The sequence below is a fragment of the Ruegeria sp. CG11 genome, assembly GCF_056537245.1.
On record NZ_JBQFRE010000010.1, the window covers coordinates 105,685 to 128,932 of the forward strand.

The 23,248-nt window shown below is 60.3% G+C and carries 22 protein-coding genes; 9 read left to right on the forward strand and 13 right to left on the reverse strand.

Annotated elements, in window-relative coordinates:
• Positions 1-62 precede the first annotated feature (62 nt).
• Genes ACR0KW_RS17830 through napF form a run of 8 tightly spaced genes read right to left on the reverse strand, consistent with a single transcriptional unit; the run spans position 63 to position 6,568 of the window.
• The gene (locus tag ACR0KW_RS17830) at positions 63-320 is read right to left on the reverse strand and encodes a hypothetical protein (protein WP_480806214.1); all 258 of its coding nucleotides are present in this window, start codon (positions 318-320) and stop codon (positions 63-65) included.
• Between the two features lie 12 nt (positions 321-332).
• On the reverse strand, positions 333-1,034 hold the full coding sequence (locus ACR0KW_RS17835; protein ID WP_170326575.1) for a NapC/NirT family cytochrome c: 702 nt from the start codon (positions 1,032-1,034) through the stop codon (positions 333-335).
• A 29-nt stretch (positions 1,035-1,063) separates the two neighbouring features.
• On the reverse strand, positions 1,064-1,501 hold the full coding sequence (locus tag ACR0KW_RS17840) for a nitrate reductase cytochrome c-type subunit (protein WP_480806215.1): 438 nt from the start codon (positions 1,499-1,501) through the stop codon (positions 1,064-1,066).
• 12 nt (positions 1,502-1,513) lie between these two features.
• A complete protein-coding gene (gene napH / locus ACR0KW_RS17845; protein WP_480806216.1) occupies positions 1,514-2,431 on the reverse strand; it encodes a quinol dehydrogenase ferredoxin subunit NapH in 918 nt (305 codons plus the stop codon).
• Complete coding sequence (gene napG, locus ACR0KW_RS17850) at positions 2,428-3,246, reverse strand: ferredoxin-type protein NapG (RefSeq protein ID WP_480806217.1); 819 nt, start codon at positions 3,244-3,246, stop codon at positions 2,428-2,430. Before napG ends, napH begins: the two co-directional genes overlap by 4 nt.
• Before the next feature lie 27 nt (positions 3,247-3,273).
• Positions 3,274-5,766 carry a nitrate reductase catalytic subunit NapA gene (gene napA, locus ACR0KW_RS17855; RefSeq protein WP_480806218.1) on the reverse strand — a complete coding sequence of 831 codons (2,493 nt, stop codon included), beginning with the start codon at positions 5,764-5,766 and terminating at the stop codon, positions 3,274-3,276.
• On the reverse strand, positions 5,763-6,056 hold the full coding sequence (locus tag ACR0KW_RS17860) for a chaperone NapD (RefSeq protein WP_170326570.1): 294 nt from the start codon (positions 6,054-6,056) through the stop codon (positions 5,763-5,765). Before ACR0KW_RS17860 ends, napA begins: the two co-directional genes overlap by 4 nt.
• Positions 6,053-6,568, reverse strand: coding sequence for a ferredoxin-type protein NapF (gene napF / locus ACR0KW_RS17865; protein ID WP_480806219.1), 516 nt, complete (start codon positions 6,566-6,568; stop codon positions 6,053-6,055). The genes ACR0KW_RS17860 and napF overlap by 4 nt, the downstream gene beginning before the upstream one ends.
• A 416-nt stretch (positions 6,569-6,984) precedes the next feature.
• Between napF and ACR0KW_RS17870 the strand changes: the two genes are divergently transcribed.
• Genes ACR0KW_RS17870 through ACR0KW_RS17880 form a run of 3 tightly spaced genes read left to right on the forward strand, consistent with a single transcriptional unit; the run spans position 6,985 to position 11,961 of the window.
• Entirely contained in the window at positions 6,985-9,408 is a 2,424-nt protein-coding gene (locus tag ACR0KW_RS17870) for a DUF3141 domain-containing protein (protein WP_480806220.1), read from the forward strand.
• Positions 9,405-10,799, forward strand: a complete 1,395-nt coding sequence (locus ACR0KW_RS17875; RefSeq protein ID WP_480806221.1) for a bifunctional enoyl-CoA hydratase/phosphate acetyltransferase — start codon at positions 9,405-9,407, stop codon at positions 10,797-10,799. The genes ACR0KW_RS17870 and ACR0KW_RS17875 overlap by 4 nt, the downstream gene beginning before the upstream one ends.
• The gene (locus ACR0KW_RS17880; RefSeq protein ID WP_480806222.1) at positions 10,792-11,961 is read left to right on the forward strand and encodes an acetate/propionate family kinase; all 1,170 of its coding nucleotides are present in this window, start codon (positions 10,792-10,794) and stop codon (positions 11,959-11,961) included. The genes ACR0KW_RS17875 and ACR0KW_RS17880 overlap by 8 nt, the downstream gene beginning before the upstream one ends.
• A 3-nt stretch (positions 11,962-11,964) precedes the next feature.
• Here the strand turns inward: ACR0KW_RS17880 and ACR0KW_RS17885 are convergent, their stop codons facing one another.
• From ACR0KW_RS17885 to ACR0KW_RS17905, 5 genes are all read right to left on the reverse strand, one after another.
• Complete coding sequence (locus ACR0KW_RS17885; protein ID WP_480806223.1) at positions 11,965-12,438, reverse strand: hypothetical protein; 474 nt, start codon at positions 12,436-12,438, stop codon at positions 11,965-11,967.
• 10 nt (positions 12,439-12,448) lie between these two features.
• The gene (locus ACR0KW_RS17890) at positions 12,449-12,706 is read right to left on the reverse strand and encodes a hypothetical protein (protein WP_170326564.1); all 258 of its coding nucleotides are present in this window, start codon (positions 12,704-12,706) and stop codon (positions 12,449-12,451) included.
• Positions 12,707-12,820: 114 nt separating this feature from the next.
• Positions 12,821-13,492, reverse strand: coding sequence for a D-lyxose/D-mannose family sugar isomerase (locus ACR0KW_RS17895; RefSeq protein ID WP_480806224.1), 672 nt, complete (start codon positions 13,490-13,492; stop codon positions 12,821-12,823).
• A 16-nt stretch (positions 13,493-13,508) separates the two neighbouring features.
• Entirely contained in the window at positions 13,509-14,435 is a 927-nt protein-coding gene (locus ACR0KW_RS17900) for a carbohydrate kinase family protein (RefSeq protein ID WP_480806225.1), read from the reverse strand.
• A gap of 39 nt (positions 14,436-14,474) precedes the next feature.
• Entirely contained in the window at positions 14,475-16,433 is a 1,959-nt protein-coding gene (locus ACR0KW_RS17905; protein ID WP_480806226.1) for a family 1 glycosylhydrolase, read from the reverse strand.
• Positions 16,434-16,719: 286 nt separating this feature from the next.
• On the opposite strand from ACR0KW_RS17905, the gene ACR0KW_RS17910 reads away from it, so the two are divergent.
• The 6 genes from ACR0KW_RS17910 to ACR0KW_RS17935 all read left to right on the forward strand — a co-directional run.
• Positions 16,720-17,472 carry a sugar phosphate isomerase/epimerase family protein gene (locus ACR0KW_RS17910; RefSeq protein ID WP_480806227.1) on the forward strand — a complete coding sequence of 251 codons (753 nt, stop codon included), beginning with the start codon at positions 16,720-16,722 and terminating at the stop codon, positions 17,470-17,472.
• A complete protein-coding gene (locus ACR0KW_RS17915) occupies positions 17,472-18,518 on the forward strand; it encodes a LacI family DNA-binding transcriptional regulator (RefSeq protein ID WP_480806228.1) in 1,047 nt (348 codons plus the stop codon). Before ACR0KW_RS17910 ends, ACR0KW_RS17915 begins: the two co-directional genes overlap by 1 nt.
• Before the next feature lie 22 nt (positions 18,519-18,540).
• Positions 18,541-19,290, forward strand: coding sequence for a basic amino acid ABC transporter substrate-binding protein (locus ACR0KW_RS17920; RefSeq protein WP_480806229.1), 750 nt, complete (start codon positions 18,541-18,543; stop codon positions 19,288-19,290).
• A 65-nt stretch (positions 19,291-19,355) separates the two neighbouring features.
• Positions 19,356-21,002, forward strand: a complete 1,647-nt coding sequence (locus ACR0KW_RS17925) for an amino acid ABC transporter permease (protein WP_480806230.1) — start codon at positions 19,356-19,358, stop codon at positions 21,000-21,002.
• Positions 20,999-22,963, forward strand: a complete 1,965-nt coding sequence (locus tag ACR0KW_RS17930; RefSeq protein ID WP_480806231.1) for a beta-galactosidase — start codon at positions 20,999-21,001, stop codon at positions 22,961-22,963. Before ACR0KW_RS17925 ends, ACR0KW_RS17930 begins: the two co-directional genes overlap by 4 nt.
• A gap of 148 nt (positions 22,964-23,111) precedes the next feature.
• Positions 23,112-23,248, forward strand: a 137-nt coding sequence (locus tag ACR0KW_RS17935; protein ID WP_480806233.1) for a twin-arginine translocation signal domain-containing protein, incomplete at its 3' end; no start/stop codon positions are given.

Here is a 23,248-nt window from a genome sequence, read left to right on the forward strand (position 1 = left end):
TCCCCCAAAAGCACGTTCACCCGATGCCTGGCACCGGGTGAACATTGATCTAGTTGGTAAAATTAGGCTGTCGTGCCCTTGATACGGATGGCCGAGCCCAGCGACCCCGCGCACAGCCCGACGACTACCGCAATCAATATCTCGATTGTTTCGATATTGGCAAAGCTCCAATGGGCAAAGAGCAATGTCTCTATCACGCCTACCACGCCACCCATCAGAGCACCAAGCCACACGCGCCGTGTCATCATCCCCAGCGCAAGACCCAGAATACCCGGCAGGCTGATGACGTTGGCCCCGATTGTTCCCAGAAGTTCCAGCATTTCTTGCCCCTCTTATTCCGCGCGATCGGTCAGGAATGACCGAATCTCGGCACTGCCATCCGCCACCTGATGCTGCAGCTTGCCCGAGGGTTCGCCAGCCAGCTCTTCGGTGATTTCCTGATATGTCTCAAGGTAGTTCGGTGGCAGGGTGTGCGCGATGCCCTGGTGACAGTCGATGCAGGTCATGTTGTTGTCGATCGCGCGCTGGTGTTCGGATGCGGCGCGGGTTTCCTGGATTGTGAAGTCCATATAGTCAAAGTTGTGACAGTTGCGGCATTCGCGGCTGTCCGACGCCTTCATCTTCTTCCAGACGGCCGATGCCATGCTCAGCCGGTGCTCTTCGTATTTCTCTGGCGTGCTGATGGTGCCGACCATCTCGTGATAGACGTCCTTGACGGCCATGATCTTGGCCTTGATCTTGTGGTTCCACTCATGCGGCACGTGGCAATCGGAACAGATCGCGCGCACGCCCGAGTGGTTGTTGTAGTGGATCGTCTCGCGATATTCGCCCAGATTGGTTTCCATCGTGTGGCACGAGGTACAGAATTCCTCGGTATTGGTCAGTTCCAATGTCCAGTGGAACCCGCCCCAGAACAGGATACCGGCCAGAAAACCAGCCAGGACCAAAAAGCCCGAGCTGAACATGACAGCCGGTGTCCAGATTGCGTTCCAGATGCGGCCAATCCAACCGCGATTTTCGGGGGAGTCTGCCATATCGGTGCTCCTTTCAGACTTGCGTTGGATTAGTTGCCGGACGAGGGTTCAAACACGTTGTCGACCAACGCAGGAGCATCCGCCTGAGGCACGTGGCACTGATTGCAGAAATACCGGGTGCCTGCGATGCGGTCCAACTCGTTGCCGTCGCGATCCAGATAGTGGGTCATCGACAGGGTCGGCGCGTTGCGGTCACCGGCTTTGGTCCAGTCATGGCAGGACAGGCACTGATTGGTGCGCACGTCGATCTGGTACTGCTCGACCGAGTGTGGGATCAGCGGCGGTTGCTGGCGATAGTTGCGCTGCATCCGCCCTTCGACATCCTTGTGGATCTGATGCAGGGGGATGGGCTCATCTACATCTGCCCCACGTAGGGTTTCCACCTCGGCTGACTGGGCAAGGGCGAACCCGCTCAGGAGCAAAACGGGGATCAGGGCAATTCCGCCTGTCAGGATTGATTTTTTCATCTTGGCACTCCCTTAGATAGGTCTGGCTTCGCGCGGCTCAGGCGCGGGAACTGGATCGGAAGGTGCGACGACGTGGTCGTCGAACCGGTGAGTAAAATTGAAGACATCGACGGCGCAGACATCGATGCAGCGGCCGCAATTGGTGCAATCCGGCGACAGGATCAGAGGGGTCGTGCCGGGCTTGCCCTTCAATGCGGGCGAAATGATCTGGTTTTCGGGGCAGACCGCATAGCAATCCATGCAATCATCGCAGGCCGTCCGGTTGGCGGCGCTGACACGCAGCAGGCTTTTGCTGCCGATCAGGCCATAGAAGGCGCCGACCGGGCAGATATGGCCGCACCAGCCGTGGCGCGCGACGACCAGGTCAAAAACGAAGATCGCAACGATCAGCGCCCAGACAAATCCGGCCCCGAAGATCAGCCCGCGGTGCAGCATGGTGATCGGGTTGACCAACTCCCACGCGATCACCCCGGTCAGGCCCGAGACGATCAGCACAGTCGCCAACACCCACAGGCGGGTGCTGCGTTTTGGCTGCCAGCCTTTCGGCAGGTCCAGCTTGCGATGCAGCCAGTTTGCCGCATCGGTCACCGGGTTGATCGGACAAACCCAGGAACAATAGGCACGGCCGCCGATCAGCGCATAGGCGATCAGAACGATCACCCCACCGATCAGCGCGGTCAGTTCGGGCCAATGCCCGGCCACAAGGCTTTGCAACAGAACCAGAGGATCGGTCAGGGGTAGCACGCCAAGCGTCAGCGACCCTGCCAGCGTACCCTGCACGATCCAGATGCCGAACCAGGGGCCCAGCAGGAACAACGCCAGAAAGAACAGCTGACTTGTGCGGCGCAGCAGCAAGAAACGGTGCGCGCCGATCCAGCCTTTGGATGCAACAGCCTCTTGTCCGACCGGCAGATGGGTACGGGCGCTCATTGTCCGACCCCCGGTAGGTCATAAGACGGAGCGAAGCCGCCCGGCGTGGCCAGATTGTCCGTGCCTGGTCCCGGCAGGCGGTCGGGCAGGTCGATCAGGCCGTCCACAAGGGGACCGCCATGGCTTTCTTTTTCTTCCCATCCCTTGCGGTAGTGATCTGCGCTGCTGCCGCGCGCCAGTCGGGTGGGCAGCACCTTGATGGCGGCTTCGGGCAGAACGCAGCTTTTCTCGCACATGCCGCAGCCGGTGCAGCGGTCGGCATGTACGGTCGGAATGAACATCGCATGGTGACCGGAGCGGTCGTTATGCGCGGTTTCCAGCGTGATCGCCTCGTCGATGATGGGGCAGACGCGGTAGCAGACATCGCAGCGCAGACCGAGGAAGTTCAGGCAATTTTCCTGATCGACCAGAACCGCAACGCCCATTTTGGCGTCATCGATATTGTCCAGCCCTGGGTCCAACGCACCGGTGGGGCAGGCGGCGACACAAGGAATGTCATCGCACATCTCGCACGGCACATCGCGTGCCGTGAAATAGGGCGTGCCGGTTGCAACAGCATCGACCCCAAGTTCAGCCAGTTTCAAGGTATCGTAAGGGCAGTCCCGCACGCATAGCCCACAGCGGATGCAGGCCGACAGGAACGCTTCTTCCGGCAACGCGCCGGGCGGGCGCAATGCCTCGGCCGGCAGCGCGCGGGCATCGCGGGCCAACCAGGCCAGCAACGACCCGGCGACCACGCAGCCGCCTGCCGCGCGCGCCGAGTCCTGCAGGAATCGGCGCCGTTGCGGCGAGAGAGGAGTACCGGTCAGGGACATGGGGACTACCTTTGCGATCCTTCCCGGTTACGCGCGCTCTACCTTACACGCGCATTTCTTGAAGTCGGTCTCTTTCGACAGCGGGCAGGTTGCGTCCAGCGTCAGCTTGTTGGTCAGCTGATGCTCGTCGAACCAGGGCATGAAGACCAGTCCGCGCGGCGCTTTGTTGCGTCCGCGGGTTTCGACCCGGCTGGTGACCTCGCCGCGACGTGTCGACAGAACGATTTCCTGACCGCGCCGCAGACCCCGATCCTTGGCGTCCTGCGGGTGCATGTAGACGACTGCGTTCGGGTAGGCGCGGTGCAGTTCCGGTACCCGGCGAGTCATCGAGCCCGAGTGCCAGTGTTCCAGCACACGACCGGTGCACAGCCACAGATCATATTCTTCATCCGGCTCCTCGGCGGCGGGTTCATAGGGGGCAAAGATGATCTTGGCCTTACCATCCTTGTGGCCATAGAACTCTACGCCTGCGCCTTCGGACACATAGGGGTCATAGCCTTCGCGGAAGCGATAGAGCGTCTCTTTCCCGTCCACGACCGGCCAGCGGAGGCCGCGGGCCTCGTGATAGGTTTCGAACGGCGCCAGATCGTGCGCATGGCCGCGCCCGAATTCGGCGTATTCCTCGAACAGACCTTTCTGGACGTAATAGCCGAAATGCTCGGATTCGTCGTTGTCAAAGCCTTCGGCGGTCTCGGACAGCGGGAACTGGTCGATCTTGCCGTTGGCAAACAGTACCTCATACATGGTCTTGCCGCGATGTTCCGGCATGGTGGCAAGCAGTTCTTCGCCCCAGACCTCTTCGACGGTGAAGCGTTTCGAGAACTCCATGACCTGCCAAAGGTCCGACTTGGCCTCGCCCGGTGCTTGCACCTGCTGCCGCCAGAACTGGGTGCGACGTTCGGCGTTGCCGTAGGCACCTTCCTTTTCGACCCACATTGCGGTGGGCAGGATCAGGTCGGCGGAAACGGCTGTGACTGTCGGATAGGGGTCGGATACTGCGATGAAGTTTTCCGGGTTGCGATAGCCGGGATAGCCTTCCTCGTTAATGTTGGGCGCGGCCTGCATGTTGTTGGTGCACTGTACCCAATAGGCGTTCAGATCGCCGTCTTTCAGTTTGCGGTGCTGCAGCACGGCGTGGAAGCCGGGCTTGGCCGGGATGGTGCCAGCGGGCACGTTCCAGGCGGTTTCGCAGATTTCACGGTGCTTGTCGTTCATCACGACCATGTCGGCGGGCAGGCGGTGGGCAAAGGTGCCAACCTCACGCGCGGTACCACAGGCCGAAGGCTGACCAGTCAGCGAGAAGGGCGAGTTGCCCGGTTCCGATATCTTACCGACTAGCAGGTGCACGTTGTACATCAGCGAGTTCACCCACGACCCGCGGGTGTGCTGGTTGAAGCCCATGGTCCACAGGCTCATGACCTTGCGGTTCGGGTCGGCATATTGCTTGGCCAGTTTTTCCAGCCGGTCAGCGGGCACGCCCGAAAGTTCTGCGGTGTATTCCAGCGTGTATGGTGCGACCGCTTCGGCATATTCTTCAAAGCTGATCGGCTCCATCTTACCCGAATTCGGGTTCTCGGCCTCTTGCTGCAACTCATGAGTGTCGCGCAGGCCATAGCCGATATCGGTTGCCGTCTTAGTGATGTTGACGTGATTCTTGACGAATTCTTCGTTCACCGCGCCGTTCTGGATGATGTAATTGGCGATGTAGTTCAGGATCGCCAGATCGGTTTGCGGTGCAAAGACCATGCCATTGTCGGCCAGTTCAAACGAGCGGTGCTCGAAGGTGGACAGTACGTGCACCTCACAGCCCGGCTTGGTCAGGCGGGTGTCGGTCAGGCGCGACCACAGGATCGGGTGCATCTCGGCCATGTTCGAACCCCACAGCACGAAGGTGTCCGCGTGCTCGAGGTCGTCATAGCAGCCCATCGGCTCGTCAATGCCGAAGGTGCGCATAAAGCCCACAACGGCCGAGGCCATGCAGTGGCGCGCGTTGGGGTCGATGTTGTTCGACCGGAAGCCGGCCTTCATCATCTTGGCGGCGGCATAGCCTTCCCAGACGGTCCACTGGCCAGAGCCGAACATGCCAACGCTGGTCGGGCCTTTCTTGGCCAGCGCCTCTTTCCATTTTTCGGCCATGACGTCGAAGGCTTCGTCCCAGCTGACCGGCTCGAATTCACCGTTTTTGTCATAGACGCCATTCGATTTACGCAGCAGTGGCGTGGTCAGGCGGTCCTTGCCGTACATGATCTTGGACAGGAAGTAGCCTTTGATACAGTTCAGGCCGCGGTTGACCGGCGCGTCCGGGTCGCCCTGGGTGGCGACAACGCGGCCGTCTTTGGTGCCGACCAGAACCGAGCAGCCGGTGCCGCAGAAGCGGCAGGCCGCTTTGTCCCAGCGGATATCGGGGGCACCGGTTTGCGCATTGGCCTGACCGGTGGCCAGAGGGATGCCTGCGGCTGAAGCAGTGGCAGCGGCCGCTGAGGCCTTGAGGAAAGTCCGGCGAGATTCTGAAGTAGTCATAGCGTGAGCCTCCGGCTGGTGGTTTGGCTTGGGGCCTCGGGATGCGGAGCGCTTTCCGCGAGATCCTCGAAATGGTGATAAGTCAGCGTCAGAGAAATCACTCCGGGGATCTGATGCAGATCCATGATGATCTCGGACGCAAGGCGGTCGGGTGTGTCTTCGACAACGATGACGAAACGGCCATCTTCGGCCTGGGCGTGAACTTCGACGCCCGGCGTGTCCCGCATCGTTTGCGCGGCGGCGTCGGTCTGTTCTTGTGCAACATGTGCAAGGCAACCGCAGATATTCATTGAACCGTTTCCGTTTGAGTTATGGGCCGACGTTCAAACGCGACAGCATCGACAGGGCAGAGGGCCACACAGGCACCGCATCCGTTGCAGGTATCAGTATCCAGTGCGGGTTCTGCCCGCCCACCCAGTTGCAGTTTGAACCGGATGGCGTTCTGCTCGCAATTGTCCTGACAGACGCGGCAGCTGACGCCGTTCATGGACAGGCACGAGGCGTCCTGAATGGCCGCGCGCCAGGGCCAGTCGGCCAGACGTTCGATTTGCAGTGCATCCGTCGGGCAGGCCTTGGCGCAATCGCCACAAAACGTACAGGGATCGTCGCCGGGCTGGAACACCGGGAAACCATCCTGGCCAATCGCAATCACGTTCTCGGGGCAGGCCTCGGCGCAGTCTCCGCATTTGGAGCACTGATCCATAAAGCCCGGCACAGCCGAACCCGGCGGGCGGACGGTATTACTGTCCTCCCGGAACATGCTGGCGCTTAGAAACGCCCGACGGCTCGTCATCTGGCTCATGCGGCTGGACTGTTCGCGTTTGATTCTTCTTTTACGATACCTCATTAGCGGTTCTAAAGTAGATGAATTTTGATCCAGATCATAAACGAGAGCTTTATTTTTCATCGCTTTGCGTCCCTCTGATTGATCAGAACCGCCAACCCGGCTGCGGGGGCAGAACGGATCAACGGTTTTGCGCGATTTTTAGGCGCAAAACGCACCAAAATGCCCCGTGCGGCGGGCCAAAACCCTATTGTTACATTTTCTTGCTATGCGGCGTTGCAGCGTTGAAATTAAGTCCCATATCGAAACTCGGAACGCTGCACTGCAGAATTCGCGAAAGGATCGGCCCAAATGTTCAGGCTGGACGGGACCAATCATCCGACTGAGGCGCAAGCTGCCGATGCCGGGAATCAGGGTGGGTAAAGGACAGGATCATGTTTTCAAATGTTCAGAAGACTTCGCTTAAACTTGGTTCCGAGATGGCGCAGGATGCAGCCGCGGTTCAGGACCGGACCTTTGACATTGTGACCCGCGCGCTGGACCAGTCGGGCGTACAGTGGCACCTGTTGGCCCAATCGGCCCGGTTGCAGTCGGAAAAGATTGCCGAAACCCATTCAGAACGCACCCGTGACCTGATGCAGGGGTTCGCCGATGCGACCCAACGCCTTATGCGTTCGCACTCCATGGCGAAAGACTGGGCGAGCTACCTGAAGGACGCCTCGCAACGGGTGGTACTGACCATGGACGCGCTGCGCGAACGCGGCGACGTGTTTCTGGAGCACGAGGCGGCGGGTTGCCCTCCGGTTTTGGTCTATGATTACGAGGTCATCGTTGATGGGAAGACCCTGAAACGCGCCTGCAATTACCAACTGCTGCGCATCCTGCCGCCAAAGGGCGTCACGGTGGATGACAAAAAACGTCCTTATATCATCATCGATCCGCGGGCGGGGCACGGCGGCGGGATTGGGGGCTTCAAACCCGACAGTCAGGTGGGCGTTGCCCTGTCCAAGGGGCATCCTGTCTATTTCGTCAGTTTCGGACGTGACCCGGTGCCCGGCCAGACCCTTGCCGATGTCATGCATGCCGAGGCGGGTTTTGTACGCACCGTGCGGGCGCGCCACCCGAACAGCCCTCAACCCGTGGTGACGGGAAACTGTCAGGGCGGGTGGGCGACCTTGCTGATGGCCGCCTGCAATCCGGACCTGACCGGGCCGTTGATCCTGAACGGCGCGCCGGTCGCACCATGGTCGGGTGAGGTGGGTGAAAACCCGATGCGCTATAACGCGGGCGTTCTGGGGGGCACGTGGCAGCCGATGCTCTGGTCCGACCTGGGTGCGGACAAGTTCGACGGCGCCAATCTGGTGATGAACTTCGAACAACTGAACCCCAGCCGGAACTATTTCGGCAAGTATTTCGACCTCTACCGCGATCCCGAAGCGGGCTGGAAACGTTTCATCGATTTCGAACGCTGGTGGGGTGGCTACTTCATTCTGAACGAAGCCGAAATCCACTGGATTGTCGAGCAGCTGTTTGTCGGCAACCGGCTGGTCAAGAACACCGCGCAGCTGGAACCCGGCGTGCCGGTGGACATCAAGGCCATCAAAGGCCCGATCTTTGTCTTTGCCAGCCAGGGCGACAACATCACCCCACCGCAGCAGGCGCTGAACTGGATTGCGGCCACCTATGCGGACGAAGAGGAAATCCGCCTGCGCGGGCAGCGGATCATCTACATGTTGCATGACGAGGTTGGCCATCTGGGCATCTTCGTCTCGTCCAAGGTGGCGCGGAAGGAACATACCGAGTTGGCCTCGACTCTGGAGACGGTCGAGGCGATGGCGCCGGGCCTCTACGAGATGGTGATCGAAAACATCGAAGGCGAAGGTCAGGACAAGCAGTTCGAAGTCCGGTTCCATGACCGTACCCTGAAAGATGTGGCCGCGCTGGATGATGGTCAGGAGGACGAGGCCAGCTTTGCCGCCGTGGCGCATATGTCCGAGGTGCAGGCCAACGTCTATGAAACCTTCGGGCGTCCGGTTGTGCGGTCCCTGTCCACACCGATGGGGGCGAAAGTCCTGCGTGACCTTCATCCGTTGCGCGTGCAGCGGGCTGCAATGTCGTCTGCGAACCCGGTTATGAAAGGTGTAGAGCATCTGGCCGACACCGTACGCGAACAGCGCGACCCCGCCGCGCCGGACAATCCGTTCCTTGAGCTTGAGAAACTGACCGCCGACTGGATCGAGCAGGTCATGGATCTGAACCGGGACCTGCGCGATGCGTGGTATGAGGCCACGTTCTTTACCCTCTGGGGCGGGCCTTTGGCTGCGTGGTTCGGTAAGAAATACGCGGCGCATCGTACTTTGTCCGATCCCGAATCCCTGCGTTCCTTGCCTCAGGTCGAAGCTGCGCTGGCGCATATGAAGCAGGGTGGGTTGGCTGAAGCGGTGATCCGTCTGCTGCTTCTGCTGGGTGTCAGCAATCAGAGCTTCAGGGCCGAGATCCTGCACCGCTGGGCGCATGTTTTCAGGAATGAGGCGCCCTTCAAGACTCTGACCGTCGACCAACGCCAGCGGATGTTGCGCGAACAGACCGTGATCGTGACTTTTGATGAACAAGGCGCGATGGACTCGTTGCCCGATCTGCTGCCGCGTGCCGCCGACAGAAAGCAGGCCGTCAATCTGATCAAGCGTATTCTGGGCGATATCCCGAACCCGTCGCCCGAACTTGTAGAGATGGCGCAGGCGCTGTACGAGACACTCGATCTTGCTGAGATTGAAAAGAAATCCGATGCCCCGGCCAAACCTGCCCCCAAATCCCGGGCGCGCAAGGCTGCTGCAGTGAACAAGGCCAAGCCGCAATGAAGATAGAAGAAAACCGCACTTACGCACAGGTGGAGGTTGGGGACGAAGCACAGGTGACGCGCTTGTGCACAATTGATGACCTTTATGCTTTTGCCTCGGCCTCGGGCGACCACAACCCGTTGCATTTGGCCGCCTACGACGGTGATGGGGACGGCCGCCCCGAGGCGGTTGCACCGGCCCTGTGGCCAGCCGGTCTGATCGCGGCTGTCCTGGGCAATATCCTGCCCGGCGCGGGAACGCAGACCCGTTGGGCGAACTTGTCCTTCCACCTTCCCGTGATTGCGGGCGACGAGGTCACCGCCTTTGTCACCGTGACTGAAAAGCGCGCGGATGGCGACTTGCTCTGTGCCGCCGAAGTGCGCCGGGTTGGTGATAACGCGCTGGTCCTCAGCGGCGAGGTGCAGGTTACGCCACCGGCCAAACATATGGCCTTCGACTCGGTCGAGGTGCCCGGCCTGATCGTTCAGCGCCACCGTCACTTCGACGCGTTGATCGCAAAGGCCGAGCCGATGGACCCGATGCCTACGGCTGTCGTGGCGCCGGAAGAGCCGAACTCGTTGGGCGGTGCGTTGCTGGGCAAGGACAAGGGCATCATCACGCCAATCCTGTTGGGCGACCCGGACAAGATTTCCGCAGCGGCGGCGGAGCTGGGTGCTGATCTGTCGGGGATCGAAATCATTGAAGCCAACAGCCACGAGATCGCCGCCCATCGCGCAGTTGACCTTATTGTTGAAGGCAAAGCAGAGACCCTGATGAAGGGACATCTGCATACGGATGTGCTGCTGCACGCGGTTTTGCGCCGCGACAAAGGGCTGCGAACGGGGCGGCGCCTGTCACATGTTTTCGTGATGGACGTTCCGGGCATGTCGCGTCCGATCATGGTGACGGACGCGGCGGTCAACATCGCCCCCGATTTGGAAACCAAAGCCGATATCGTGCAGAACGCCATCCATCTGGCGCATTCCATCGGCATCGAAACGCCCAAGGTTGGCGTGTTGTCGGCAGTTGAAACGATCAACCCGCATATGCCCTCGTCCGTGGATGCGGCGTTGCTGTCGAAAATGGCCGAGCGCGGCCAGATCACAGGCGGTCTGGTCGATGGCCCCTTGGCGATGGACAACGCGGTGGACCTGAACGCGGCGCGCACCAAGGGCATCACCTCTGAGGTGGCCGGGGCGGCGGATATTCTGGTGGCTCCGAATATCGAGGCGGGCAACATGGTGGCGAAACAGCTGACCTATATCTCGCACGCCGAGGCAGCGGGGATCGTCGTCGGTGCCACCGTACCGATCATTCTGACATCGCGGGCGGATGATGACGCGTCGCGGCTGGCCTCTTGCGCGGTGGCGGCACTGCATGCGCAGGCGAATAAAGGTAAAATCCATGGCTGACTACGTTCTGGCGCTGAATGCCGGTTCTTCTTCCTTGAAATTCGGACTGTACGAACTGGTCGAGGGCAACCGCCCCAGCATGCGCTGGCATGGCCAGATCGAACGCTTGGGCGACGCGCCGCGGCTGCTGGCGCAATCTGCCGGAGGGCGCTCGGTCAACCAGCCGCTGACCAATGCCAAGAGCCATGATGAGGCCATCCAGGCCTTTTTGGACATGGCGCAAGAGTATCTGCCGAGCATCAACATCCGCGCCATCGGCCATCGGGTCGTTCATGGTGGCACGGTGTATTCCGAGCCTGTTGTGATCGATGAAAAGGTCATGGATACGCTGTCCGGGTTCATCCCTTTTGCGCCGCTGCACCAACCCTACAGCCTAGCCGGTATCCGCGCCGCCAGCGCGGCATTTCCCGACACCGTACAGGTCGCCTGTTTCGATACCGCGTTCCACCGGACGCACCCTTGGGTCAACGATACCTTCGCCCTGCCGCAAGGCTATTATGAAAAAGGCGTGCGTCGTTACGGCTTTCACGGTCTGAGCTACGACTATATCTCGCAGAAACTGAAAGAGATCGCCCCGGGGTTGTACGACGGTCGCGTGGTCATCGCGCATCTGGGCAATGGGGCCTCGATGTGTGCGGTATCGGGCGGCCGGGCCGTGGCGTCGACCATGGGCTTTTCCGCGCTGGACGGGTTGCCGATGGGCACCCGTAGCGGTCAGTTGGACCCTGGCGTCGTGCTTTACATGATGCAGCAGGAAGGCATGAGCGCGGACGAAATCGCCGAAATGCTCTATCGCAAGTCCGGCATGCTTGGCCTGTCGGGGATCTCGTCCGATATGCGTACCCTGTTGGCCGCCGACACGCCCGACGCGCGCAAGGCCATCGACTATTATGTGTTCCGCATCCGCCGCGAACTGGGCGCGCTCTCCGCTGCGCTGGAAGGGATCGATGCGCTGGTCTTTACCGGGGGGGTCGGCGAGAACTCGGCCCAAATCCGTCAACTGGTGTGTGACGGGATGCGCTGGATCGGGATTGATATGGACCACAACCGAAATGCCGATGGCGGCACGGTGCTGTCGACCGATTTTAGCCGCGTTCGCATCCTGGCGATCCCCACGAACGAAGAGATGGTTATCGCCCGCGCCGCAGCGCAGATGACGTAACCGCTATTGGTCCGGCTTGTTTTTCCGCTGCCGGGCGTATCTGACCAACGTCCCCAGAATTGCGCTGATGACATCGGGCGTCAGCGCGCCCAGCGGGTCGCGCCGGAGACCCGCTACGGTGCCGCGCACCTCGGACAGGGTGTCTGTTACCTCAGTCTCGATGTCCTGCAGGGCCATGTCACGCAGCTCGACCGCTGCCGTGGTATCGGCCTGCGCATTCTGCGTGTTGGCCAGCAAGGCAAGGACCAGCGCCAGCAGCAGGTTGGCCCCGGCCATGATCAAGGCCGCCAATGGCTTCGACAGGCTTGCCGACAGCCAGAAGAACCCGGCCACGTTCAGCATGATGACCGCCAGACCAACGGCCAGCCCGGCTGCGGCGTAGAAACCGGTGCGACGCGCCGCCACCGCGACATGGCGTTGTGCGATCAGCCGTTCGGCGCGCAGTACGATTGAAATATTGCGGGAAATGCGGCTCATGATCGGGCTCCTACCGGGACCGGCCTAGCAAATAGCCAAGCGTGAAAATACCAAGCGCAAACAGGATCGGCCGTTTGTGCGGCAGGTCTTCCAACTCGGTCAGGGCTTCTTCCAGCTGTCCGGACCAGTTGTCGAAGTTTTCGGCAATCCTGTCGGCAACCGAGTCATTTGGCTCTGGCTCGGAGGCCTGATTGCTGGCTGCGGATTGCTCGGCCAGTTGGCGGCGCAGATCAGCGACCTGGGCTTCAAGCTCGGCTTTCGTGACCATGGGACCGGTCCTCTTGCAATGGGTGCGCGTGGGTTGAGGCTAACACCCCAACCCCCGGCTTCAAGGACCATGTTAATGCGCTTTTCCGGTTTAGGAAAAGGGACTTATCATTTTTCAGGCATAGTAGTCCGCAACCAGAAGGAAATCTGGTGCTGCGTCTTCTTCGATGGTGGCGAAACGCGGGATCGGATCTTCGAACACGTTATCGGTGCGGTCGTCATTGACTGTCGAGACCTCTCCGATCAGACAATCGCCCTTTTCGGCCCAAAACGCGTGCCAGATGCCGGGCATCAGGGTGACGCTTTCGCCCGGTTTCAGGCGCAGCAACTCGCCGGGTTTGATGGTGACCGGGCAGCCATCGCTGGGCACGACAACGGGGTTGTCACGGTCTATGCCACCTTCGGCGTCCGAGGCATAGATTTCCATCACCAGATCGCCGCCGCCCCGGTTGATGATATCCTCGGCCTTGATGATATGGCGGTGCATCGGCGACAGCTGTTTGTCGCGCGAGACCAGAAGCTTTTCGGCATAGAGCATCCCGCGACCGCTGTTTAGATCGCTTACATCGCCGTTGCGCAGGGTGAACAGGAACAGGCCCAGTTCGTCGAAACGCCCTTGCCCATAGTCGGTGATGTCCCAACCCAGCCCGCGTTCGCGAATACCGGCGGCCTTGTCGCCGCGCATCTGATCGGGGGACCAGTTCGCAAAGGGTGGCAGCACAGCACCGAACGAGCGGATAAAGGCCTCGGCCTCGGTCTTGATGGCGTTGATGTCGGATCGTTTCATGTCTGTCTCTTATGGGTCAAAGCTCGTGCGCCCAGGGCGGGTTGGCCCCGGCGCGGGATACGGTGACGGCAGCAACCTCGGCCCCTTTGGAAAGGGCTGCGCGCAATTGGTCAGGGGTCAGGGCGCGTAGGGCGGGTTTGCTCAGGTGACCCGCGTGTTGGAGTTGGGCCAGAACGCCGGCGTTGAATGTATCGCCAGCACCGACTGTATCGACCACCTCGACCGGTTGAACAGGAACCGAGGTCTCGGACCCGTCCGCCAGATAGCCTGATGCGCCGTCGCTGCCGCGGGTGACGATGACAACGGCTGGACCGACCTGTAGCAGCAGGGGCACTTTCTCGGCGATGGTTTCGGGGCCGGGCACGATCCAGTCCAGATCCTCATCCGAGACCTTCACGATATCCGCCTGCGCGATCATCCGGTTTAGCCGGGTGCGATAGCGGGTCTGGTCCTTGATGAAATCCGGCCGGATATTCGGGTCGATCATCACGGCACGGTCTGCCCCATGCCGGTCCAGCAGCGCCGCATAGGCGTCGGCACAGGGTTCACAGGCCAAGCTGATCCCGCCGAAATACAGGGCTGATACGGCGGACAATTGGCTGGGCATATCCTCGGGCATCAACATCCGCCCGGCGGAGTTTTCATCCATGAAGCTGTAGGACGCGTGCCCGTCCTTCAACTGCACAAAGGCCAGCGTCGTGGGGCGGTCCGAGCGGATCACATGGCTGTTGTCCACGTGGCTGGCCCGCAGGGCTTCGGCCAATTGTTCCCCGAACATATCCGAAGACAGCCCTGTCAGCAGCCCGGCCGGAGCCCCCAGCCGCCCCAGCGCAACTGCCGTGTTGAAAATGGCGCCGCCTGAATGGGGTACAAAGCCGTCCTCACCCGAAACGGTCGGGGTGGGGATCATATCGATCAGGGCTTCACCGCAGCATAAGATCATGCCGTGGTCCTTTCTGTTTTATGGGGTCGGGCCGGTGTTCTACCGAGCGAGCGCACTTTTGCAGAAATTGTTAGCGCCAACAATGCCAAATTCGTCCTGTTCCGACACATACAGGTTGAACGACCGTCGCAAATCGCTGAACCGACCACCTGCGTTAAAGGCATCGCGGAACGCATCCTTGAACAGCCAGCGGTTCTTTTCGGCGACGCCGCCCACAAGAAACACACCGCCCGAGGGCATGAGCACAACCGCCAGATCGCCCATCACCGCGCCCAGATGGGTGATAAACATATGCGCCGTTTTCACTGCAATTGGATCGGTTTGCGCGCGGGCGTCCTCTAGAATGCCCCGGGCGCTGCGTACTGGTGTATCGGTCTGACCGGCGGCCATTCCCGCGGCCTGATACAGGATCGGCAGACCGGTGCCGCTGAGGAACATTTCCGCCTCAAGCACCAATGTGTCGTCAAAAAAGCAATCCGGGGCGATGTGGCGGGCGGCGCGGAAAATCTCGACCTCACCCACATGGCGGGGCGACAGGCCGACATGGCCGCCTTCGCCCGATGCCGTGTGGTAGCGGCCATCGGAATAGAGCAGGGCGCCGACGCCAAGCCCGGTGCCCGGTCCAACCACCAGCCTGGTGCCCGGGGGCGGGCTGGCTTCCCCTTGCAGAACCTCGATATCGTCGCCGGTGATTTCGGCAACGGACCACGCGGCGGCAGTGAAATCGTTGATCACAAAGGTATGCTGCGCACCGGTGGCCTTGCCGATATCAGCCTCGGACAGATCAAGATTTGCGTTTGTCAGGCGGATGGTTCCGTCCCTGACTGGGCCGGCCCCAGCGGCAACAACGGCACGCGGATCGGTTCCAATCTCGTCACGCAGGCTGTGAAGCGCTGCAAGCAAGTCCGGCAGAGTGCCCGTCGGGTATTTGCGCAGATCGGCCAGCTTACCGTTCGAAATCACACCCAGCCGCGTATTGGTCCCGCCAATATCTGCAACCAGATTCCAGTGTTCGTGCATGGCACCGGCGGGCTGCGCAAGGGGCAGAGACACGGTGCTTCCTCTCAATTTGGTTTCCAGAGCAGGCAGATCTTCAACCCCTGATGCGTGGATGAACAGGCCTTTCATCGGTACGCCCTGTTCCAGAGCCTCGCGCGCGGCCTGCAGGCGCTGGTTGAACCCAGCAGGATCTTGCAGGCGGTCCGAGTTGGCGTTTTCGATAAGATAGATGGGCAGGTCTTTGGTGACGCTTTGCTGGATACAGGCCAGCGCCAAGGGGTTGACCAGCCCGTGCGCATTGCCGTGCAACCCGCACCAATCGACCGGGGCGCCGATGATGTCGAAGTCGTCCTGCCAACCCTCCGGAAGGTTTGACTCCAATTCCGCTACCGTGACTTCCGGGTAGGCTTTGTTGAATATGCCACCATACAGGTCGATGCTCCGATGACCGCTTTCGACTGAATCCAGAAGAACCTCGACGCCCAGATTGGTCATGCCCAGCCCGCGCATCGCCTCAATCGAGCGGCCATGCGCCAGCAACATGTGATGCATTCTGCGTGTGGCGGTGCGAATGTTGCGTGTTTCCGGGGCGCCAAGGTACGCAAGCCCGTCAATCGGCGCGGCGCTGAACACGCGGTCGCCGATGCGACTCATGAGGGTCTCAGTATAGTCGGCAAACCAGCCCGCAATGTCGCGGTTACGCCAGCCGCCCAGATCGGCGAGCGCCAACGGAAGATCGTTGCCGCAGAGCGTTACACAAGCGCGAATACCATGCTCCAGAAGGTCATCGGTCAGCCGGTCGTAATGGTCCAGTCCGGCTTGGTTCACCGACCCTTGGCCTTCGGGCAGAATATTCGTCCAACTGATGGAAAAGCGACAACAGTCAAACCCGGCCTTTGACACTGAGCCAAGGTTCAGTGGTTCAGACGCGTGATGACTACCAGAGGTCGCAAATCCAAAGAGGAAGTCTTTGGGGAAATCAGCGCGGATATTTTGCATGATCAGTACCTGTTGGGGTGGGACCAGTAGGGGTGCCACCTATCAGTTTGGCCTCCGGCATTCCAGTTTGGTGCGAGGTTGTGGCGCTTTAAAGCGCTCTTCCGGGTTTCATGGGCCCGGCGATATCAGATAATGGTAGCGCTAACAACACCTGAATCCCGGCCGCTTGCTAGGTAATACGGATCGCGTAGTGAGCCTTTATGCGTCGCCGAACCCTTCTCTTGACAAGTGTGGTTGCGCTGTTTCAACCTATTTGAAACGTTTCAATAAAGGATAATCTCGGTAAATGCGGATTGCGGCGCAGCTTTATACCGTTCGGCAGGTTGGGGATCTGGCATCCCAGCTTGGACTGATCGGCGCCTGCGGGTTCGAGGACATCGAAACGATCGGGTTCCATGATCTGGGCCCCCGAGATATGGCGCAGCAGGTGGAACGATCAGGTCTGACTGTGCGCTCGGCGCATTTCGACTGGCCGGAGTTTGAAACACGGTTCGACGATATCGTGGAACTGTTGCGCCTTTTGCGCTGCCCGGTGGTCGTCATGCCATGGCTGGAGCCCGAGGAGCGGCCCGCCACACCCAGGGAATGGGCAGCCAAGGCGGATCGGCTGGCGGGCTGGGCGAGGCAGCTTGCAGCACAGGGTATTCGTCTGGCCTATCACAATCATGATTTCGATCTGGTGGGTCGTGCCGGCGAAACGCCTCTGGACCAGATCTTGTCACACGAAAACCTGTATTGGCAGCCCGATATCGGGTGGTTGCAGGTTTCGCAGCAGGACCCGGCAAAGCTGCTGCAGCGCTATGCGGACCGGATCGTTTCGGTTCATGCTAAGGATGCAGACCCTTCGGCAGGCCACGGGGACGAGCGCTGGCGCAATCTGGGTCAGGGCGTGGTGGACTGGCCCCGCGTACTGCGCATTCTGGCAAACAGCCCATGCAGCGATCTGTTCGTCGAACATGATGAAACGCCCAACCACGTTGAAACCTTGCGGACAGGGCGGACATTCCTGAAGCACCAGCTTGCGATCGAGGTCGGGTAATGGTGCGCGCGACAATCAAGTCCATCGCGAAAGAGACCGGCTATTCCGTCGGTACCGTCTCGAACGCATTGCGCGGGGCGGCGTCAGTCAAAGAAGAGACGCGGCAAGAGATTCAGGCCGCGGCCACCCGGCTTGGCTATCGCGTCAACATGGACGGGTTGAAGCTGCGCACAAATAAATCTTACCGCATCGCGGTTCTGGTCAGCGTGTCACCGGCCGCAGCGGAGGAATGGGAGGGGGTAGAGTTCACTCGCATTCTGGCCGGGATCTCTGCGGCGTTGCAGGACTCGCGATATGAAATGAGCGTGTTCAACGTGGCAGATATCCCGGATGCCATGGCGACATTGGCGCGGATCGTTCAGGATGGGCTGGCCGATGGTGTCATATTCTCGGGCACGCTGCACGGTGACCCGCGTATCGCGTATCTGCAGCAAAATGCGTTCCCCTTTGTGACCATGGGGATGAGCGACAGCGAAACGCCCCATGCCTTTGTCGATTTCGACAGTCAGGCCGCCGCCTTTGACGCCACTGCGCGGCTGGCACGGCTGGGCCACCGGCGCATTGCCTTGGTAAACCCTCCGGCCGAGTTGATCTATGCGAGCCAGCGCCAAAACGGATACGAACAGGCCTTGGCAAATGGTGGAATTGCGCCGGACCCGGCCCTGATCTTCAACGGCCCAACTACGGCGCGCACCGGGCAACACAGCTTTGACGCACTGATGCGGCTGCCGGATCGTCCAACGGCCTGTATCTGTGCGAATGAGGCGATGACGCTGGGCGTGCTGTCCGCCGCCCATGCCGCAGGCTTCCAGGTTGGTCGCGATCTGGTGGTGATTTCAACCGACGATCTGCAGCTCAGCCGCTATTTCGTGCCACCGCCCAGCACCTATTACGTGCCGATCGAAGAGACCAGCCGCCTGCTGGGCGAATACATGTTGAAAGCTCTGGACGGGGCAGACCCGTCCGAGACCCAGAAAAAGATCAGGGCCACGCTTATCGAGCGCCAACCTGACACCCCCGCGCCGCAAACGGCGTCCATCAAATAAACCAACAGAGGAGTACTTGAAGATGTTCAAAAACCTACTGGCCGCAGCTGCCCTGACCGCGATAGCCGCCCCGGCGGTCTTTGCCGCCGATCTGGAAGGGCGAGTGCTGAAGATCGGAACCGACGCCACCTATCCGCCGATGGAAACGGTCGATGAGGCGACCGGTGAGATCGTGGGCTTTGACGTGGATGTGATGAATGCGATCTGCGAAAAGGTGAACTGCGTTCCGAACTTTGTGAACACCGCCTGGGACGGCATCTTTGCCGCGCTTCAGCAGGGAGAGTTCGATCTGGTGATCTCGGGCGTTTCGATCACGCCGGAACGCGAAGAGACAATGGATTTCTCGGAACCCTATATCGTGGTCAGTCAGGCCATTCTGTTGCAGGTCGACAATGGCGATATGACATTGGACGACTTCAAGGCCGGTGGTCAGAAACTGGCGGCACAGACCGGCACCACCAACGCGCAACTGGCCGAAGAACTGGTCGGGCGTGAGAATGTCAGCCTCTACGACAACTTCTCGGCCGCGATTCTGGCGTTGCAGAACGCTGATGTGCAGGGCGTTATCATCGACGGCACTTCGGCGGCCGCCTACGAGCAGGAGTTCGCGGGTGAGCTGACCGTGGGGATCACCGGGCTTCAATCCGACCCGCTGGGGATTGTCTTCCAGGAAGGTGACGCAACCGTGGATGCCATCAACGAGGGGCTGGCGGCGATCAAGGCCGACGGCACCCTGGACGCGTTGATCGGCAAATACTGGAGCACCGAGTAACCCGGTCCTTCCCGTAACGGCCCGGCGCCAGTGGTGGCCGGGCCGCATATCAGCAGAGAGGTCCCATGTCGCGCCTAAGCTCGATCCGTCCGAGCAACCTTGTGTTGCTCGCCGCTGCTCCGTTCATCATCTATCTGTTTGCCACCTCGTCGAAATACCTGCGCTCGCTGATTGCGATTCTGGGGATCGGCAACAACGCGGGCCCCATCTTTATCGGGTTTCTGATCATCCTCGCAGTGGCCATCCTTGGATACCTCTGTGCCCGCAATGCGCGGTTTCAGACGGCGCCGGGGTGGTTGCGCGTTTCGGCGCTGATGGCGTTGCCCGCGGCGGCGGCCTTGGCGGTTCTTGGGTTCGTTGCGCCACAGGTACTGATGCCCTTTGCCGAGTCCGTCTTCTTTCACGCGCTCAGCGAGAACACATCGACCCTGATCGACCGGTCCTCGCAGATCTGGGTGCTCTTCCCTGAGGTGGTCGAGGCCGTTCAAACCGGCCTGCAGATCGTGCTGGTGATTTATGCACTTGTCGTAGCCGCCATCCTTCTGTCTTCGCGTCTGCCCAACGGGTCGCGAAGCTATGTGCAGCTGGGGTTCGAAATCCTGACCGGCGCGGTGCTGTTCTATCTGATGTTCATGGCGCATTGGCAGTTTGCCACCGGCGTGGCGATCACGTTCCGCGCGGCCATCTTCGCTTATATCTTTGCGGCCATTCTGGGCTTGATCTGGGTTGGGCTGCAATCATTCAAACCCAAAGCACGCACGACCGTCACTTATGGTTGCATCAGCTTGGCCTTGCTGGCCATTTCAGCGTTCTTCTTCATGCAGCCCAAGGTTCAATATGAACTCATTGGTACGCTGGACGCCCGCATTGCCATCGTACGGGGAACACCACAAGCGCAGGCGGACATGATCCGTTTTGGTGAGTTTCAGGAGGAGGGAGAAAGCCAGCAATACCGCATCCGCAGCGCGCCCGATGCCGCCACCGCAGTGGAACAGATCGAAACCATAGACAGTGTCTCGGCTGCCTTTGTTCCGGTCGGAACGAACAACAAGGGCTATCCAGTGATCTGGCAAACCAGTTTCTTGCCGGACAAATACCGCAACCCGGCGCTGGCCTTCGCGGTGTTTGGCTTTCTGCTGCTGACGCTGACCGTTGGCGGCGCCCAGCACAAGCTGCACCCGCTGGCCGTGGGTGCCGAATTCTTTGTCGACACGATCCGCGGCATTCCGATGCTGGTGATCATCCTTTATATCGGCCTGCCGCTGGCGGGGGCGGTCAAGGATGCCACCGGCGGCGGTATCGACATGACCAACATGACGCGCGGGATCATCGCGATTTCCGTAGGATACTCTGCCTATATGGCCGAAATATTCCGATCTGGCATCGAAGCCATCCCGAGGGGCCAGATCGAGGCTGGGGGCTCGTTGGGCCTGTCGCGCTGGCAAACTGCGCGGCTGATCATCCTGCCGCAGGCTTTGCGCATCGTGACGCCGCCTTTGGGCAACGAATTCATCGCAATGATCAAGGACACTTCATTGCTGTCGATCCTCTCCGTACGCGACATGACCCAGCGCATGCGCGAGTTTCAGGCGGCCAGTTTCCTACCCTTCGCTCCATTTAACACTGCTGCAATCCTCTACGTTGTGATTACGCTGGGCTGCGCCAGCTTCCTGAAGTGGATTGAACGCCGCACCGCAAGAGAAGACCGATGAGCAAACTGGAACTGGGGGTTTGCTATTACCCCGAACAATGGGATCGGTCGCTGTGGCGCGAGGATGCCAAACGGATGGTCGAGATGGGCCTCGATTGGGTGCGCATTGCCGAATTCACCTGGGGCCTGATTGAACCCGAGCGTGGGCAATTCCAGTGGGACTGGCTGGACGAAGTGATAGACATTCTGGGGGGTGCCGGGCTGCGGGTGATGATGTCCACGCCGACGGCTGCGCCGCCGAAATGGCTGATTGATGAGCATCCCGAAATCCTGCCGGTTGGCCCGGATGGGCGCGTCAGGGGGTTTGGATCCCGCCGGCACTATTGCTTTTCCAGCGAGGTCTATCTGGCCGAGTCCTGCCGGATCGCCACCGAATACGCGCGCCGCTATGGTGAGAACCCGCAGGTTCACGCCTGGCAGATCGACAATGAGTATAATGATCACGACACGGTGCTCAGCTATTCCGATGCGGCCCGCGACGGGTTTCGGTGCTGGTTGGCGCAGCGCTATGGAACGATCGACAATCTGAACCGGACATGGGGCACGGTGTTCTGGTCATCTGCCTATTCCAGCTTTGACCGGATTGAGCTGCCCAACGGGCTAGTGGCCAACCCCAACCCGACTCACGCGCTGGATTTCGCGCGCTATTCCTCGGACCGGGTGCGGCTGTTCAACAAGGCGCAGGTGGATATTTTGCGGCAGTATTCTCCGGGTCGGGATATCACCCACAACTTCATGGCTGGCAGTTTCGAGTTTGACCACCACGCCGTGGCGGCCGATCTGGATATCGTCGGGTTCGACAGCTATCCGCTGGGCAACCTGCTGGGATCGACCCTGTCTGACGAGGACAAACACCGATACCTGCGCACGGGCGCGCCGGACTATCAGGGGTTTCACTGCGATCTCTACCGGTCACAGGGCAGGGGCCGGATATGGGTGCTGGAACAGCAACCCGGCCCGGTGGACTGGGCGGAAAAGAACCCATCCCCTGCGGACGGCATGGTCCGGCTGTGGACTTGGGCCGCTTATGCCCACGGGGCGCAGGCGGTGATGTTTTTCCGCTGGCGTCAGGCCAAGTTCGCGCAAGAGCAGTTTCACACCGCCCTGTTGCGCTCGGACGGCAGCCCGGATCAGGCCGCGTTGGAACTGGTGCAGGTGGTTCAGGAGCGGGCGGCATTGCCTCCGGCGGCGCGCCAGCGGGCATCAGTGGCGATCCTGCTGGATTACACGTCCATCTGGGCTGCGGATATCCTGCCCCATGACGACGCGTTCCCGAATGCTCAGATTGTTCGCGAATGGTATGCGGGATTGCGGTCCCTTGGTGTCGATCTGGATTTTGTCGGGCCAGAGGATGACCTGACCGGCTATGAGCTGATCGTATTACCGCAAAGCATGATCGTGTCGCCGGAGCTTGCGAAACGATTGCGGGACCGTCAGGCAAAGCTGCTGATCGGGGCTCGCGCGGGCAGCAAGACCGCTGACATGCACACGCCGCATAACCTCGCCCCCGGAGAGTTGGCCGATCTGGCCGGTGTCCGGGTGTTGAGGGTCGAATCACTGCCCGATCTGGCCCGGGAATCGGTGCGGCTGCAGGACAGAACCCAGCACGAATTTACCGGTTGGCGCGAAATCATCGAGACTAAACATTCGGTAACATCCCGTTTTTCCAGCGTTTACCGCGACGGCAGCCCGGCGATTGTGCAGTCGGATCGGGCGATGTACCTGGCGATGATTCCGCGCGGACCTTTGTTGCAAGCCGTTTTGGCACAGGTCTTGAACTGGGCAGGCATTCCGGTGACGGAAAACAACCGGGATGTGCGCATCACACGCCGAGGCGCGCTGGTCTTTGCCTTCAATTTCGGCGCAGAACCGCACATCCTGCCCGGCCCAAAGGATCGTCAATATATTGTTGGTACTTCAGAAATCCCGCCCTATGGTGTCTCTGTCTGGGTGGAGCCGTGACCTGTTCCCGGTTCTGGCGGATGAGATTGTAAACTGGACCTATGAAAACTGACAACTGTCACTTTTGGACTGACAGCGCTGCGGCAAAGGTCTAGCCTGCACTGACAAAACAAAAAAACTACAAAGTCCAACAACGGGAGAAACGAAAATGGCTGAACGGAAAACGCTTTCCAGACGCTCTGTCCTGAAAGGCGCAGGTGCTGCTGCGCTGGCGGCACCGCTTTATAGCAAAAGCGCGCTGGCGTCCTCGGGTGAGATCAACATTCTGATGTGGTCGGATTACCT

What these genes read in the sequence shown, in the direction of transcription:
- ACR0KW_RS17830 (WP_480806214.1), bottom strand. Translation starts at nt 320, where the DNA reads ATGCTGGAACTTCTGGGAACAATCGGGGCCAACGTCATCAGCCTGCCG.
- ACR0KW_RS17835 (WP_170326575.1), bottom strand. Translation starts at nt 1,034, where the DNA reads ATGGCAGACTCCCCCGAAAATCGCGGTTGGATTGGCCGCATCTGGAAC.
- ACR0KW_RS17840 (WP_480806215.1), bottom strand. Translation starts at nt 1,501, where the DNA reads ATGAAAAAATCAATCCTGACAGGCGGAATTGCCCTGATCCCCGTTTTG.
- napH (WP_480806216.1), bottom strand. Translation starts at nt 2,431, where the DNA reads ATGAGCGCCCGTACCCATCTGCCGGTCGGACAAGAGGCTGTTGCATCC.
- napG (WP_480806217.1), bottom strand. Translation starts at nt 3,246, where the DNA reads ATGTCCCTGACCGGTACTCCTCTCTCGCCGCAACGGCGCCGATTCCTG.
- napA (WP_480806218.1), bottom strand. Translation starts at nt 5,766, where the DNA reads ATGACTACTTCAGAATCTCGCCGGACTTTCCTCAAGGCCTCAGCGGCC.
- ACR0KW_RS17860 (WP_170326570.1), bottom strand. Translation starts at nt 6,056, where the DNA reads ATGAATATCTGCGGTTGCCTTGCACATGTTGCACAAGAACAGACCGAC.
- napF (WP_480806219.1), bottom strand. Translation starts at nt 6,568, where the DNA reads ATGAGCCAGATGACGAGCCGTCGGGCGTTTCTAAGCGCCAGCATGTTC.
- ACR0KW_RS17870 (WP_480806220.1), top strand. Translation starts at nt 6,985, where the DNA reads ATGTTTTCAAATGTTCAGAAGACTTCGCTTAAACTTGGTTCCGAGATG.
- ACR0KW_RS17875 (WP_480806221.1), top strand. Translation starts at nt 9,405, where the DNA reads ATGAAGATAGAAGAAAACCGCACTTACGCACAGGTGGAGGTTGGGGAC.
- ACR0KW_RS17880 (WP_480806222.1), top strand. Translation starts at nt 10,792, where the DNA reads ATGGCTGACTACGTTCTGGCGCTGAATGCCGGTTCTTCTTCCTTGAAA.
- ACR0KW_RS17885 (WP_480806223.1), bottom strand. Translation starts at nt 12,438, where the DNA reads ATGAGCCGCATTTCCCGCAATATTTCAATCGTACTGCGCGCCGAACGG.
- ACR0KW_RS17890 (WP_170326564.1), bottom strand. Translation starts at nt 12,706, where the DNA reads ATGGTCACGAAAGCCGAGCTTGAAGCCCAGGTCGCTGATCTGCGCCGC.
- ACR0KW_RS17895 (WP_480806224.1), bottom strand. Translation starts at nt 13,492, where the DNA reads ATGAAACGATCCGACATCAACGCCATCAAGACCGAGGCCGAGGCCTTT.
- ACR0KW_RS17900 (WP_480806225.1), bottom strand. Translation starts at nt 14,435, where the DNA reads ATGATCTTATGCTGCGGTGAAGCCCTGATCGATATGATCCCCACCCCG.
- ACR0KW_RS17905 (WP_480806226.1), bottom strand. Translation starts at nt 16,433, where the DNA reads ATGCAAAATATCCGCGCTGATTTCCCCAAAGACTTCCTCTTTGGATTT.
- ACR0KW_RS17910 (WP_480806227.1), top strand. Translation starts at nt 16,720, where the DNA reads ATGCGGATTGCGGCGCAGCTTTATACCGTTCGGCAGGTTGGGGATCTG.
- ACR0KW_RS17915 (WP_480806228.1), top strand. Translation starts at nt 17,472, where the DNA reads ATGGTGCGCGCGACAATCAAGTCCATCGCGAAAGAGACCGGCTATTCC.
- ACR0KW_RS17920 (WP_480806229.1), top strand. Translation starts at nt 18,541, where the DNA reads ATGTTCAAAAACCTACTGGCCGCAGCTGCCCTGACCGCGATAGCCGCC.
- ACR0KW_RS17925 (WP_480806230.1), top strand. Translation starts at nt 19,356, where the DNA reads ATGTCGCGCCTAAGCTCGATCCGTCCGAGCAACCTTGTGTTGCTCGCC.
- ACR0KW_RS17930 (WP_480806231.1), top strand. Translation starts at nt 20,999, where the DNA reads ATGAGCAAACTGGAACTGGGGGTTTGCTATTACCCCGAACAATGGGAT.